This is a genomic window from Jannaschia sp. L-14R (assembly GCF_056857695.1).
In genome coordinates this window covers 66,950-79,959 of the sequence record NZ_JBSXNP010000006.1, presented here as the reverse complement: position 1 = coordinate 79,959, position 13,010 = coordinate 66,950, and the positions used below count along the sequence as shown (strand labels likewise).

The 13,010-nt window shown below is 64.5% G+C and carries 14 protein-coding genes; 7 read left to right on the top strand and 7 right to left on the bottom strand.

Annotated elements, in window-relative coordinates; genetic code table 11:
- Nucleotides 1–84 precede the first annotated feature (84 nt).
- The 3 genes from pyrC to AC13C2_RS01170 all read left to right on the top strand — a co-directional run bounded on the left by pyrC (nucleotide 85) and on the right by AC13C2_RS01170 (nucleotide 2,392).
- Complete coding sequence (gene pyrC / locus AC13C2_RS01180; RefSeq protein WP_482885688.1) at nucleotides 85–1,350, top strand: dihydroorotase; 1,266 nt, start codon at nucleotides 85–87, stop codon at nucleotides 1,348–1,350.
- Complete coding sequence (gene plsY / locus AC13C2_RS01175; protein ID WP_482885687.1) at nucleotides 1,350–1,955, top strand: glycerol-3-phosphate 1-O-acyltransferase PlsY; 606 nt, start codon at nucleotides 1,350–1,352, stop codon at nucleotides 1,953–1,955. Before pyrC ends, plsY begins: the two co-directional genes overlap by 1 nt.
- Nucleotides 1,956–2,044: 89 nt before the next feature.
- The gene (locus tag AC13C2_RS01170; RefSeq protein ID WP_482885686.1) at nucleotides 2,045–2,392 is read left to right on the top strand and encodes a hypothetical protein; all 348 of its coding nucleotides are present in this window, start codon (nucleotides 2,045–2,047) and stop codon (nucleotides 2,390–2,392) included.
- A 104-nt stretch (nucleotides 2,393–2,496) separates the two neighbouring features.
- Here AC13C2_RS01170 and AC13C2_RS01165 read toward each other — a convergent pair whose 3' ends face one another.
- Genes AC13C2_RS01165 through AC13C2_RS01150 form a run of 4 tightly spaced genes read right to left on the bottom strand, consistent with a single transcriptional unit; the run spans nucleotide 2,497 to nucleotide 5,981 of the window.
- Nucleotides 2,497–3,867: a glutamate--cysteine ligase gene (locus AC13C2_RS01165; RefSeq protein WP_482885685.1), complete on the bottom strand. Its 1,371-nt coding sequence runs from the start codon at nucleotides 3,865–3,867 to the stop codon at nucleotides 2,497–2,499.
- 46 nt (nucleotides 3,868–3,913) lie between these two features.
- Nucleotides 3,914–4,426 (bottom strand): hypothetical protein, encoded by a 513-nt coding sequence (locus AC13C2_RS01160; protein ID WP_424337653.1) that lies wholly within the window; start codon nucleotides 4,424–4,426, stop codon nucleotides 3,914–3,916.
- Entirely contained in the window at nucleotides 4,423–5,244 is an 822-nt protein-coding gene (locus AC13C2_RS01155; RefSeq protein WP_482885736.1) for a GNAT family N-acetyltransferase, read from the bottom strand. The genes AC13C2_RS01160 and AC13C2_RS01155 overlap by 4 nt, the downstream gene beginning before the upstream one ends.
- Nucleotides 5,244–5,981 carry a 16S rRNA (uracil(1498)-N(3))-methyltransferase gene (locus AC13C2_RS01150; protein WP_482885684.1) on the bottom strand — a complete coding sequence of 246 codons (738 nt, stop codon included), beginning with the start codon at nucleotides 5,979–5,981 and terminating at the stop codon, nucleotides 5,244–5,246. The genes AC13C2_RS01155 and AC13C2_RS01150 overlap by 1 nt, the downstream gene beginning before the upstream one ends.
- Before the next feature lie 18 nt (nucleotides 5,982–5,999).
- On the opposite strand from AC13C2_RS01150, the gene ubiA reads away from it, so the two are divergent.
- From ubiA to AC13C2_RS01135, 3 genes are read left to right on the top strand one after another with little or no spacing between them, the layout of a single operon-like run.
- Nucleotides 6,000–6,941 carry a 4-hydroxybenzoate octaprenyltransferase gene (gene ubiA / locus AC13C2_RS01145; protein ID WP_482885683.1) on the top strand — a complete coding sequence of 314 codons (942 nt, stop codon included), beginning with the start codon at nucleotides 6,000–6,002 and terminating at the stop codon, nucleotides 6,939–6,941.
- Between the two features lie 52 nt (nucleotides 6,942–6,993).
- A complete protein-coding gene (locus tag AC13C2_RS01140) occupies nucleotides 6,994–8,985 on the top strand; it encodes an OmpA family protein (protein WP_482885682.1) in 1,992 nt (663 codons plus the stop codon).
- The gene (locus AC13C2_RS01135; protein ID WP_482885681.1) at nucleotides 8,982–9,305 is read left to right on the top strand and encodes a hypothetical protein; all 324 of its coding nucleotides are present in this window, start codon (nucleotides 8,982–8,984) and stop codon (nucleotides 9,303–9,305) included. Before AC13C2_RS01140 ends, AC13C2_RS01135 begins: the two co-directional genes overlap by 4 nt.
- Nucleotides 9,306–9,410: 105 nt before the next feature.
- Here AC13C2_RS01135 and AC13C2_RS01130 read toward each other — a convergent pair whose 3' ends face one another.
- The gene (locus AC13C2_RS01130; protein ID WP_482885680.1) at nucleotides 9,411–10,190 is read right to left on the bottom strand and encodes a DUF1013 domain-containing protein; all 780 of its coding nucleotides are present in this window, start codon (nucleotides 10,188–10,190) and stop codon (nucleotides 9,411–9,413) included.
- A gap of 130 nt (nucleotides 10,191–10,320) precedes the next feature.
- Between AC13C2_RS01130 and AC13C2_RS01125 the strand changes: the two genes are divergently transcribed.
- Complete coding sequence (locus AC13C2_RS01125) at nucleotides 10,321–10,965, top strand: ribonuclease T2 family protein (protein ID WP_482885679.1); 645 nt, start codon at nucleotides 10,321–10,323, stop codon at nucleotides 10,963–10,965.
- Nucleotides 10,966–10,977: 12 nt separating this feature from the next.
- Here AC13C2_RS01125 and AC13C2_RS01120 read toward each other — a convergent pair whose 3' ends face one another.
- Together AC13C2_RS01120 and recR are read right to left on the bottom strand one after the other, a co-directional pair.
- Nucleotides 10,978–12,177, bottom strand: coding sequence for an EAL domain-containing protein (locus tag AC13C2_RS01120; RefSeq protein ID WP_482885678.1), 1,200 nt, complete (start codon nucleotides 12,175–12,177; stop codon nucleotides 10,978–10,980).
- Between the two features lie 236 nt (nucleotides 12,178–12,413).
- Nucleotides 12,414–13,010: a recombination mediator RecR gene (gene recR / locus AC13C2_RS01115; RefSeq protein ID WP_092758690.1), complete on the bottom strand. Its 597-nt coding sequence runs from the start codon at nucleotides 13,008–13,010 to the stop codon at nucleotides 12,414–12,416.

Genomic DNA, 13,010 nt, shown 5'->3' with positions numbered 1-13,010 from the left:
CGGCCCCGCAACGCGGGCCGTCCAACCCTGATCGCCCCTGTATCGCTGATGGACTTGGCGCGGCCTCTTGGCTAACCGGGTGGCATGAGCTCGATCCTGTTGACCAACGCCCGCCTGATCGACCCCGTCACGGGCGCGGACACCCATGGCGAATTGCGGATCGAGGATGGCCGCATCACCGACCCCGGCCCGGCTGCACAGGTCATCGACTGTCGCGGAAAATGTCTGGCTCCTGGTATTGTCGATATCGGCGTCAAGGTCGGCGAACCCGGTGAACGACACAAGGAAAGTTTCCGTACGGCAGGCATCGCGGCGGCACGCGGCGGTGTGACGACGATGGTTTGCCGCCCCGATACGATGCCCGTTATCGACAGTCCCGAAATACTGGAACATGCCCGCGGACGTGCCGGCCATTCGCCGGTTCGCGTCCGTCACATTGCGGCCCTGACACGGGGCCGTGCGGGCCGCGAGATGGTCGAGATCGGGTTTCTGCGCGATGCCGGTGCGGTAGCGTTTTCGGATGGCACGCATGTCGTTGCCGACACCAAGGTTCTGTCACGCTGCCTGACCTATGCACGGTCGCTGGGTGCACTGGTCATCGGTCATCCGCAGGATCCGGGACTGTCGGCCGGGGCCTGCATTACGTCCGGCAAATTCGCCAGCCTGCGCGGGCTGCCGGGCGTGTCGCCCCTGGCCGAACGCATGGGGCTGGACCGCGACCTGGCCCTGGTCGAGGCGACGGGCGTCGCTTATCACATGGACCAGATCACCACGGCTGCGGCCTTGCCAGCGCTGATCCGTGCCAAGGCTTTCGGACTGGACGTGACGGCGGGCACGTCGATCCACCACCTGACGCTGAATGTGCTGGACGTCGCGGACTACCGCACCTTCTTCAAGGTGATGCCGCCCCTGCGGGACGAGTACGACCGGATGGCCGTAGCAGACGCGCTGGCGGATGGGTTGATCGACATCATCAGCTCCATGCACACCCCTCAGGACGAGGAATCGAAGCGCCTGCCCTTCGAGGAGGCCGCGCCGGGCGCCGTCGGTCTGGAAACGCTGCTGCCCGCGGCGATGCGGTTGGTGAAGGCGGGCCATCTGACGCTGCCGGAACTGTGGCGCGCCCTGTCGATGAACCCTGCCCGGCGGCTGGGACTGGAAGGTGGAACGCTGGACGCGGGCGCGCCCGCCGATCTGGTGCTGTTCGACCCGGATGCGCCGTTCGTGCTGGACCGTTTCACCCTTGCCTCCAAGTCCAAGAACACCCCGTTCGATGGCGCGCGGATGGAAGGGCGTGTGCTGGCCACCTGGGTCGCGGGCACCTGCGTCTACGACCGGGCGGCGACCTGATGACGCCCGAAATCGCATCCGCCCCCCTGTCCCTGCTGGTCGTTGCCGTGCTGGCCTATCTGCTGGGGTCGGTGCCGTTCGGTATCGTCATGGCGCGGCTGTTCGGGCTGGGGGATCTGCGAAAGATCGGATCGGGCAACATCGGCGCGACGAATGTTCTGCGCACCGGCAACAAACCCGCCGCGCTGCTGACATTGCTGGGCGATGCGGGCAAGGGCGGTGCCGCTGTCCTGCTGGCGCGCGCACTTGTCGGGGAAGACGCGGCGCAGCTGGCCGGAGTGATGGCGTTCCTCGGGCATTGCTTCCCGGTCTTTCTGCGATTCCGGGGCGGCAAAGGGGTGGCGACCTTCCTCGGCACGCTGCTGGCGCTGTCGTGGCCGCTTGGAGTCGCCGCATGTCTGACGTGGCTGGCGGCCGCCGCCGCGTTCCGCATGTCGTCGCTGGCCGCATTGATCGCCGCCGTCGCAGCCCCCGTCTTCGCGCTGTGGCTGGTGCCGCAGGCCGTAGTGTTCTGCATCGCGCTGGCCACCCTGATTTTTTATCGTCACGCTGCGAATATTCGTCGCATACTGAACGGTGAGGAACCCCGGATCGGTCTGAAATGACTTTCTGGTTGTGAGACGTGCTGGTTTCGTCATGCCCGCCAGCACTGCGCGCAGGTGCAACGGGTGATGGATCTTGAAATCGGAGCTTGTTGCTGGACCGCTTCGGGATAAGCGGCCTTGTTTGGCAAAGGTTGGTATTCACTCTGACTGGTCTCATCCCCAACCGGCCCGACTCCGGTCCCGACGCCGTGGCAGAGGCGCTGTTGGCGCTTCCGCTGGGCACGTTCAGGGGACAGGCCCTAGGCAAGACCTGGCTGGTGACGCGTAGTTTGTTTGTCGGAGGCGCATCGGAGAAACTGGTCGCCCACGCGTTGGATGGGACGGATTATATCAGCATGAACCTGTATCGACTTGAATCGGGATCCCGCCTCAAACCCTGCGAAATGCCCGCCGCCAGGGTGGTGCGGTTCGTTCTGGACCTGGTGCCCGAGACCTGACGGCACAAAGTGGCAGGCAATTCCAACGCCCCGGAAAAGCAGCGGGTATTGGGAGGGTTTCCGCCCCTGCCGTCCGTGAAGACGGCGGGGCGGGCAACACATCGTCAGTAGCTGCGTTCGGCGTAAATCCGCGTCAGATCCCCACCCCAGCGACCGTTGTAATCGTCCAGAAGCTCGTCGGCGGGAGTTTTCCCCGACTCGATCGATTCCCTCAGCGCGTTCAGGAAATGCGTCTCGTCCGGAACCAACCCGCCCGCACCGGGCATCGCGCGGGCGGCAAGACCGGCGTGGCTGATGTCGACCAGCTCGCGCGCCAGGTCATGCATCCTGATGCCGTTCACTTCGGCCTGAAGCCCGTCTTCGCTGGCCGCGACCCGCAGCGCCAGCCGCGTTTCGTGATCCCAGCCCTTGGCCAGATCCCATGCCGCGTCCAGCGACGACTGATCATAGAGCAACCCGACCCAGAACGCGGGCAGGGCGCAGAGCCGCCGCCATGTGCCGCCGTCGGCACCGCGCATCTCCATGTATTTCTTGATACGGGCTTCGGGGAACAGCGTCGTCAGGTGATCGGCCCAGTCCGACAGCGTCGGCTTTTCGCCTGGCAGCGCGGGCAATTCACCCTTGAGGAAATCGCGGAACGACATGCCCAATGCGTCGACATACTTGCCGTCGCGGTAGACGAAGTACATTGGCGTATCGAGGGCATATTGCACCCACCGCTCGAACCCGAAGCCGTCCTCGAAGACAAAGGCAGGGATGCCGGTGCGGTCGGCATCCAGATCGCGCCAGACCCGGCTGCGCCATGACTTGTGGCCGTTGGGCCTGCCCTCGAAAAACGGCGAATTGGCGAACAGCGCCGTTGCCACCGATTGCAAGGCCATGGCGACGCGCAGTTTCTGCACCATGTCCGCCTCGGACGCGAAGTCGAGGTTGACCTGCACCGTCGTCGTGCGCCGCATCATCACCCGGCCCATCGTGCCGACCTTGCCCATATAGGCATCCATCAGCTTGTAGCGCCCCTTGGGCATCAAAGGCATGTCCTCGTGCCGCCAGATCGGCGCGGCACCCAGCCCGATGAACTTGACGCCGATCTCGTCGGCGACGGACCTCACTTCGGCAAGATGGACGTTCACTTCGTCGCAGGTCTGGTGGATGCTCTCCAGCGGTGCGCCCGAAAGCTCCAGCTGGCCGCCCGGTTCAAGGCTGACGTTGGCCCCGTCCTTTTCCAGCCCGATCAGGTGACCGCCCTCCTCGACCGGGGTCCAGCCGAAGCGGTCGCGCAGTCCTGACAGGACGGCATGAATCGACCGCTCGCCTTCGTAGGGCAGGGGCTTCAGGGTGTCTTCACAATAACCGAATTTTTCATGCTCGGTGCCGATGCGCCACTGGTCCTTGGGCTTGCACCCCGAAGCCAGGTATTCGGCAAGCTGGGAATGGTCGGTAATCTGGCCGCCGCCGGACTGGGGAATGGACATGCGCGGCCTCCTGCCGTTTCGGTTCGGGGATGAGGGTCGGACGGGATCAAGTCAAGGCGCGGTGACCCGTCCGCCGCCAGACCGTGATCGTCGCAGGCGCATGCGACTGCACGGCCCGCACCATGGCACCCGTGTCCAGCCCCGGCAGAGGGGCCAGGGCATCCAGCAGCTTGTCGGACCCGGCAGCTCCTTCGGGGATCATCAGCGGCTGGCCAGTGAACTGCGCCAGGCGCCAGAACGCCTCGCCCCCGCGGGTGCGGAGGAAGGCCACTTCGGTCAACTCGTCCAGCTCGACGCTGCCACCGAGGATCGGCCCCAGATAGGTGATGCGTCCCTCGTCCACCTCGACCACGCCGGGCGACTGGGTTGCGGTACGGAATCTTGCGGCCCGGATGCCCGACACAAGAAGGAACGCGCCGACCGTCATGGCGACCGCCCCGAAAAAGGCGATCAGACCGCCGGATGCGATCCAGAGCCCGAGGCCCAGAATAACCGCGCCCCCGCCGATCAGCGCCTCGCGCCAGCGGATCATCAGAGCGGCGGCCTCGGGGCGGATCATGGCACAACCTTTCCGTCGAACAGCACGAGGGCGAAATCGCCGATCCGCTCGAACCCCAGCGGGCGATAGCAGGCGACCGCCGCATTCGTGGCTGCGAACAGGGTGGCACGGGTCATGCCCGCATCCCGTGCTTCGGCCAGATGCAGCGCGACGGCGTGGCGCGCCAGCCCGCGGTTGCGCGCAGAAGGCGGGGTATAAACGCCGCCGACCTGCACAATGTCGGGCAGCACCGCGGTGAAGCCGGTCATGGCGGCGGGGATGCCGTCGATCATCAGGAAGCGGTGCGTGTCTTCGGCGATCCAGCGCTGAACCTGCGCTTCAGCGTCTTCGACCGACGAAGCGCCCAGATGCAGTTCCGCGTCATAGGCTTGCCGCCACGCAACGGCCGTAGCGACGTCGACGGTCAGCGGAGACAGCGTGCCGGGGCGGTCGGGCACGGACAGGGTGTTCAGATGGGCGAGGAACTGCGGCTCGTCCTCCGACAGGACCGCCGGGGCGCCCGACAGACCTACCGCCGCGATCAGGTCGCGGACCGGCGATGCGGCCCCGGCGAAACCCGTCAGAGTCTGCCCGCAAAGGTGTTCCGCCGCGCGCGCCGGATCGAAGGCACCGGACCAGACCGGCAGAGCCATGCCGCCGTCCGTCAGGCCAAGGATTGCCGTCGGGGATGTCGCGCCATCCAGCCAGAAGGACATCGCGTGTGGATGCCCGCCCTCCATCCCGTACCGAACCAGATTGCCGAGCGGGAACATCGCCAGTTCCGGACTTATGCCCAACATCGCTTCGATCGCCGGGCGATGCGACTCAGACGCGAGCATCACGTCCAGTCCCCCTGCGTGGTCTGCCACACCGTCAGCGCTGCCACTGCCGCCGTATCCGCCCGCAGGATGCGCGGACCCAGACCCACGGCCATGGCCTGCGGATGCGCGCGCAGACGGTCGCGTTCTGCGGGAGCGAAGCCGCCTTCCGGGCCGATCAGGATCGCGGCGGGGGCGGGGGGCCATGGGTTCGATTCTCCCTCTCCAGACCAATCGGGATCGTCAGACAGCGCCTCGTCGCAGAAAATCAGCGCGCGGTCGTCGGGCCAGTGGTCCAGCAGCTTCGCCAGCGTTACGATTTCGTCGACCGGGGGCACAAAGGTGCCGCCGCATTGCTCGGCGGCTTCGACAGCATGAGCCTGCAGCCGGTCGCGGCGAATGCGTTCGGAATTGGTGTAGCGCGTCGTGACCGGGCAGATGCGTGCCGCGCCCAGCTCCGTCGCCTTTTCCACGATGAAGTCCGTTCGCGCTTTCTTGATCGGCGCGAAGCACAGCCAGATGTCGGGCGGATCGCGTTGCGGCGCGACCCGGTCGCCCAGCGTCAGGGTGCCGCCGCGCTTGGACGCCGCGTCGATGGTTGCCCGCCACGCACCGGACGCGCCGTCGAATACGGTGATCGTGTCGCCCGGCGAAAGCCGCATGACGCCAGACAGGTAATGCGCCTGATCCTTCGACAGCACCGCCTGTTGTCCCCCGTGCAGGGGTCCGGTTATGTGCAGCCTGACTTTGCTGTCCATGAGAGAGGGGTCCTTCCGATGACCGATGCATCCGATCAAGGACAGGTGGCCGACGCCGTCAAGGGCAACTGGGTCGATCGGTTGGCCCCGAAGGCGACGCGACCCTATCTGCGACTGTCGCGCGCCGACCGGCCGATCGGGACATGGCTGTTGCTGTTGCCGTGCTGGTGGGGGCTGGCCCTTGCGGTGGCGGCAACCGGATTTCGACCTTTTGACATCTGGATCGCGGTAGGCTGCGCCATCGGAGCGGTCCTGATGCGCGGCGCGGGCTGCACCTGGAACGATGTGACCGACCGTGACATCGACGCCGCGGTCGCGCGTACCCGGTCACGACCCATTCCGTCCGGGCAGGTGACGGTACGCGGCGCGCTGATCTGGTTGACGGTGCAGGTCGTGGTATCCGCCGCGATCCTGCTGACGTTCAACGACACGGCCATTGTCCTGGGGCTGCTGTCCCTGATCCCGGTCGCGATCTATCCGTTCGCCAAGCGGTTCACCTGGTGGCCGCAGGTGTTCCTGGGTCTGGCGTTCAACTGGGGCGCGCTGCTGGCCTGGGCGGCGCACACCGGGGGGTTGGGGTGGCCGCCGATTCTGCTTTATCTGGGAGGCATTGCATGGACGCTCTTCTACGATACGATCTATGCTTATCAGGACGTTGAGGATGACGCCCTGATCGGCGTCAAATCCACGGCCCGGCGCTTTGGCGATACCCCTGGCCCTTGGATGCGCGGCTTCGCGGCGTCGACGGTGATCCTGCTCTCGGCGGCAATTGTCACGGCGCTTCCACCGGTTTCGGCGATGACAGCGCTGTTGGGCGTCTGGGCAATGGGATGGCATCTGGCCTGGCAGATGATGCGGCTGGATGTCACCGATGCCGCGCTTTGCCTGCGATTGTTTCGGGCCAATCGCACGACCGGGCTGATCCCCTTGCCGTTTTTTGCCATGGCGGCCCTGGTGTGATTGCCCCTGCCCGAGAGGGCCGTTAGTCAGGCGCAGGGAATTCGGGATAAACATGTCAGCCAAGCGCACAATCGCAACCACTATCGCATTCGGTCTTGCGGCAGCCAGTGCAGTCGCCGGAGCATGGTTCGGGGCCAGTTACATTGAAATGTCGTCGCGCGCCGTGGTGGCCGGGGCACTGGACGCCGCCGGGCTGGACTGGGCCGAAGTTGATACGGACGGGTTGCAGCTGATCCTGTCTGGCACTGCCCCTGACGAACCGTCGCGCTTTCGCGCCATCACCCGCGCGGGTGCCATTGTCGATCCGGGCCGCATCATCGACGCGATGGAAGTGGAGGCCAGTCGCCCGGTGACCGCACCCCGTTTTTCGCTGGAAATCCTGCGCAACGATGCCGATGTCTCGGTCATCGGGCTGGTCCCGGCGAATGGCGGCCCTGAATTGTTGTCCTCTCTGCTGGCGCGCGCCGGAAGGGCGATGCCGCTGGAGGTCACCAACATGGTCGAGACGGCGGATTATGCCGTTCCGCCCGGATGGGAGGAGTCGCTTCGCTTCGCGATGTCCGCGTTGGATCAGTTGCCCCGCGCCAAGGTCTCGGTCGATGCGGGACGTGTCGTCGTCACGGCCGTTGCCGACAGCGACGAGGAGCGGATCACGCTGGAGCGCGCGATTACCCGCGATAAGCCAGCCGATATCGATCTGTCGCTGAACATCGGGGCACCGCGTCCGGTGATCACACCTTTCACGCTGCGCTTTGTCATGCCGCCAGACGGTGCCCCCCGATTTGAAGCTTGTGCCGTCGATTCCGAACAGGCCCGGACCCGCGTTCTGGATGCGGCCGTTGCAGCGGGTTTTGCGGGCGAGGCGGATTGCGTGATCGCACTTGGCGTCCCATCGGCCGGCTGGTCGGTCGCCGCCGCCGAGGGGATAGCTGCCCTGAACAATCTGGGCGGAGGTGCGCTGACACTGTCGGATGCCGACGTATCGCTGATCGCCAGCGAAGGCACGGATCAACCGGCTTTCGACACCGTCGTGGCCGAACTCTCTGCCGCCTTGCCCGATCTCTTCGTCCTGTCCGCCGTCCTGCCCGAGGCAACACAGGTCGATGGTACGGGCGAAGCCGAAACCGGCACCCCCGAATTCGTCGCCACCCTCGCGCCGGAAGGTCAGGTGCAGTTGCGCGGACGGCTGTACGACGAGGCGCAGCAGGCCGCCGTCGTCAGCTATGGTCGCGCTTTGTTCGGCTCATCGAATACCTATATCGCGACCCGTCAGGATGCGAGTCTGCCGCGCGGCTGGCCCGCCCGCGTGCTGGCGGGGATGGATGCCCTGTCGCGACTGGAAAACGGGTCGGTGATCGTGCAGCCGGACCTGGTGGTTCTGCGGGGCGTCACCGGCAATACGCGGGCCGAGGCGGAAATTTCCGGTCTGTTGTCCGACAAGCTGGGGGCCGAGGCGAATTTCCGCGTCGAGGTCCGGTATGACGCGGAACTCGACCCGCTGCTGAACATACCCTCGCCTGCAGAATGCGCCGATCGCCTGAACACGATACTGGTTGAACACAAGCTGTCGTTCGCCCCCGGCGAGGCGGTCATCGAAGCAGCCGGCGACGAACAGCTGGGCAGCCTGAAAGATACGCTGGACGAATGCCCCAACGCGGTGTTCGAAATCGGTGGGCATACCGACAGCCAGGGGCGCGAGGATACCAACCTCGCCTTGTCCATCGCGCGGGCCGATGCAGTGCGCAATGCGCTGATCGGGCGGGGTGTGGCCCCCAGCCAGCTGATCGCGAACGGCTATGGCGAATCGCAGCCCATCGCCGATAACGACACCGAGGAGGGACGCGAGGCCAACCGCCGCATTACCTTCACCCTTTTCGATCGCCGGACCGGCACGTCTGAGGTAGGGGATGCCCCGTCCGCAGCAGATGGTGCCGCCCCTGACGCTGCCGTCCCTGACGCTGCTGATCAGGAAGCGCCTCCGCACGACGGCGCGGCCGCCGACCATCCGCCCGACACCACGCCCACGGGAGGGGCCACCGAATGAACCGCACCGAATTCGTCATCGCGATCGCGGTGATCCTGTTTGTCGCCTTCGTGCTGGGATGGTTCGCATCCTGGCTGGTCTATCGGTTCAGCCGCGTGACCGTGTCCGACGTCGCCGAGTTGGAAGACATGGCCAAGTCTCTGCACGACGCTGAGGAACAACGCGACGAGGCGATCACCTATCTGCAATACCGGGAACAGGAGCTGATGGCCAAGCTGAGCGCATCGGAAGCCGAGGCAAGAGCCGCCATGGATGGGTTGCGCGAAGCGCGACAGGAAGGCTCCGAGCTGCGCGCCTATATCGAGTCGCTGAACGCCTGATCCATCGGACGGGTGCGCCGGTCCTTCGAGGTTATTCGTCGACTGGCCACCTAATGAAAAAGCCGCCCCGAGGGGCGGCTGATCACGGTCGAGAACCGATAGCGGTCAACGCTTCTTTTTCTTCTTGCCGTCTTCGACCTCATCCTCGTCGTCCTCACCCTCAGGCAGGTTGAAGAAGCTCTCGGCATCGCGCACGTCGCGGCGGTCGGGTTTATCCTCGTCGTCCTGCCCGGACAGGCTGAATGTTTCGAGGCCGGACATGTTGGACGGCATCTTCGGCTCGTCCGTATCCATGCCAAGGCTCTGCTCGGTCGAGACCAGCTTGCGCCGCTCATCGTCGCTCATCACTTCACCTGACGCTGTCAGTTTGGCGGCGGCTTTCTGGACTGCGGCATCCAGTTCGGTCTGTTTGCACAGGCCCAGGGCAACGGGGTCGATCGGCTGGATGTTCTGGATGTTCCAGTGCGTCCGCTCGCGGATCGCCTGAATGGTCGGCTTGGTGGTGCCGATCAGCTTGCTGACCTGCGCGTCCGACAACTCGGGGTGAAACTTCACCAGCCACAGGATCGACGCGGGCCGGTCCTGACGTTTGGACAGGGGAGTGTAGCGCGGACCCCGGCGCTTTTCTTCGCCCTGTGCGGCGGCATTGAACTTCAACTGGATCTTGTGGACCGGATCTTTCTCGGCCTTTTCGATCTCTTCGGCAGTCAACTGGTTGTTGGCGATCGGGTCGAAACCCTTGACGCCAACGGCAACGTCGCCGTCGGCAATGCCCTGGACTTCCAACTCGTGCAGGTCGCAGAAATCGCCGATCTGCTTGAAGCTCAGGGTGGTATTGTCGACCAGCCAGACGGCCGTGGCTTTCGCCATGATGGGTTTGTTCATCGGATCGCTTCCTTCAGACATGACTTTAGCGTCGCCCGGATCAGGGGCTGCGACCGGGGCCGCTTGTTCTCGCTTTCGGGGAACTTGGGACGCTATATAGGCCGGGTCGCGCCAATGGGAAAGACCCAAGATGAAACGTCTGCTTGCCGTCCTTTTGATTCTCACTGCGCCAATGGCCGTACCGGCTTGGGCAGAGGGCGATGCGCAGGGCGATTTCGACTATTATGTCCTGGCGCTGTCGTGGACGCCGACCTGGTGCGCGCTGGACGGGGACGCTCGCAGATCGCCGCAATGCGATCCCGGGCGCGGGTTCGGTTTCACGCTTCATGGTCTGTGGCCGCAATATGAGAGTGGCTGGCCCAGCTTCTGCCGCACCGCGGACCGGCCAGCGACGCGCGGTGAAACCGAGGCGATGGAGGATATCATGGGCAGTTCGGGGCTGGCATTTTATCAATGGCGCAAGCATGGCACCTGTTCCGGACTGACTGCGCCGGCTTATCTGGCTGCGGCGCGGGATGCTTACGGCGCAGTCAGCAGACCCTCCGCGATCCGCGATCTGGGCCGCGAAGTGACCCTGCCTGCCCGTGTGATCGAGGAGGCTTTTCTGGAGGCCAATCCAGACCTGTCCGCAGACGGAGTGACGATCACTTGCCGCGCCGGGCGGATTCAGGAAGTGCGCGTCTGTCTGACCAAGGATCTGGACCCGCGACGCTGTGGTGCGGATGTCATCCGCGATTGTACGCTGGGCAATGCCCTATTGTCGCCGATGCGCTGATATCCGAAGGGGCTAGAACCCTTCAGCCATCCGGGTCGCCCAATCCGACGCGGGCGCGGGTCGTCCCAGATGATAGCCCTGACCGTAATAGATACCCAGATCGCCGACGGTCCGGGCCTGCGCTTCGGTTTCGATGCCTTCCGCGATGACGTCGATATCCAGTCCGCCCGCCAGCGCGACGAGGCTGGCGAGGATTGCTTCCTCCCGGCCATCCCCGCCGATGCCATCGACGAAGGCCCGGTCGACTTTCAGAATATCGACCGGAAATCGCCGCAGTCGTTCGAGGTTGGACAAGCCGGTGCCGAAGTCATCCAGCGCAATGCGAACTCCCCTCGCCCTGAGGCGGTCGATCAGATCGGCGGCGCGCTGCGGGTTCACGATCACGGCGGTCTCGACGATTTCCAGCACGAGGTTCTCAGCAGGAATACGTTCCAGAACCGTCGAAAGCCAACGGCAGCCTGGGCTGTTGACCCCGTCCAGCACCGCGCCGGTAATGTTGAACGTCGTATAGATCGGGGCGGCACCCGTGGCGAATGGCATCGCTGCCTCGACAGCAAGATCAGGGAACAACTCGGCGCCGACTTCCGGAATACGGTTGAGAGTATCCATGAAACCGTTCGGACCCAGCACCGCACCATCGGGACGGTTCCAGCGCAGCAGGGCCTCGACCCCTGCGGGCATCATGGACCGCAGATCGAAGATCGGCTGAACATGATATTCCAGCGCGCGCGTCGTGATCGCTTCCTCGATCTGCTCGCGGGACGGTACCAACGACGGCATCGGCAGGTTCGGCGTCGTTTCCGTTTTGTTGCCGCCGATACGTTTGGCGTTTGCCAGCGCGACATCGGCCCGCAGGATCGCGCGGGCCCTGCTTTCGTTCGATGACGTCGCAACTAGTCCGGCGGACAAGGTGCGTGCAACGCGACCGCTCGGGCCATCGACCAGCGCCTGACACGCCAGCAGTCGCATCTGTTCCGCCATCTTGGCCGCGCACTCCAGCGACATTTTGGGCAACCAGACCAGGAAACGGCCACTCTCCAGACGCTCGAAACCGGCTCCGCAGGGAAGCGCTCGGCGCAGGATATTGTCCACCTCATTCAAAAGCCGGTCACCGGTATCGAAATCTGCCGTGACATTCACGCCTTTCAGATCGTCGATATCCATAAGGGCAAGCGTCGCCGCTTGCGAAACCTGCGCCGGGCTCGATGACATGCGGCGCGAAGGAGCGTCGAACGCGGGTTCTACAATGTTGTCAGCCAGACGTGGACGCAGGGCCCAGCCCGAGATGCTGAATATTCTTTGGGTCAGCAAATTCCAGAATGAAACGCCGTTCATAATTATATCAACCAAACTCCAGGATTGTTCAGTCCCCACACTTATTCATATTTGCAAATTTGCAGATCAGCTTTGCAATTTTTAACACGAAGCCCGAAAGCTGGATACCCGTCTTAATATGGCTTGCGTGAAGACAGGGCCGCGCGAAGCGTACCGTCGTCCAAGTAGTCAAGTTCACCGCCGACGGGCATCCCCTGTGCCAGGCCGCTGAGACCCACGCCTGTCGGGGCAAGTTCCTGCGCGACATAATGCGCCGTGGTCTGGCCGTCCACTGTCGCATTCAGCGCCAGGATGACCTCGCGGACATTCTCGGCGGCGATGCGGTCACGCAGCTTCGGGATGTGCAGATCGTCCGGTCCGATGTCATCAAGCGGCGACAGTGTACCGCCCAAAACGTGATAGCGGCCCTGAAACACCTGTGCCCGTTCCATCGCCCAGAGATCGGCAACATCCTCGACCACACAGATCTGACCGTTGGCGCGCTTTTCGCTGAGGCAGATCGGACAGATGTCGCCAGTCGACAGGTTGGCGCAATTCAGACAGGTGCGGATCGTCCGGCCCACTTCGTCCATCAACTGCGCCAGCGGCAGAAGACGGCTATCGCGCTTCTTGATCAGATGCAGAACCGCGCGCCGGGCCGATCGGGGACCTAGGCCCGGAAGGCGGGCCATCAGGTCGATCAATGCTTCGATATCGCGGGTGCCATCCAC

Bases quoted from the DNA above. Each gene is read 5' to 3' on its own strand.
- ubiA (WP_482885683.1), top strand. From the start codon at position 6,000: ATGACCGATGCATCCGATCAAGGACAGGTGGCCGACGCCGTCAAGGGC.
- AC13C2_RS01150 (WP_482885684.1), bottom strand. From the start codon at position 5,981: ATGGACAGCAAAGTCAGGCTGCACATAACCGGACCCCTGCACGGGGGA.
- AC13C2_RS01155 (WP_482885736.1), bottom strand. From the start codon at position 5,244: ATGCTCGCGTCTGAGTCGCATCGCCCGGCGATCGAAGCGATGTTGGGC.
- AC13C2_RS01125 (WP_482885679.1), top strand. From the start codon at position 10,321: ATGAAACGTCTGCTTGCCGTCCTTTTGATTCTCACTGCGCCAATGGCC.
- AC13C2_RS01160 (WP_424337653.1), bottom strand. From the start codon at position 4,426: ATGATCCGCCCCGAGGCCGCCGCTCTGATGATCCGCTGGCGCGAGGCG.
- AC13C2_RS01120 (WP_482885678.1), bottom strand. From the start codon at position 12,177: ATGTCATCGAGCCCGGCGCAGGTTTCGCAAGCGGCGACGCTTGCCCTT.
- AC13C2_RS01165 (WP_482885685.1), bottom strand. From the start codon at position 3,867: ATGTCCATTCCCCAGTCCGGCGGCGGCCAGATTACCGACCATTCCCAG.
- AC13C2_RS01140 (WP_482885682.1), top strand. From the start codon at position 6,994: ATGTCAGCCAAGCGCACAATCGCAACCACTATCGCATTCGGTCTTGCG.
- pyrC (WP_482885688.1), top strand. From the start codon at position 85: ATGAGCTCGATCCTGTTGACCAACGCCCGCCTGATCGACCCCGTCACG.
- AC13C2_RS01135 (WP_482885681.1), top strand. From the start codon at position 8,982: ATGAACCGCACCGAATTCGTCATCGCGATCGCGGTGATCCTGTTTGTC.
- AC13C2_RS01130 (WP_482885680.1), bottom strand. From the start codon at position 10,190: ATGAACAAACCCATCATGGCGAAAGCCACGGCCGTCTGGCTGGTCGAC.
- plsY (WP_482885687.1), top strand. From the start codon at position 1,350: ATGACGCCCGAAATCGCATCCGCCCCCCTGTCCCTGCTGGTCGTTGCC.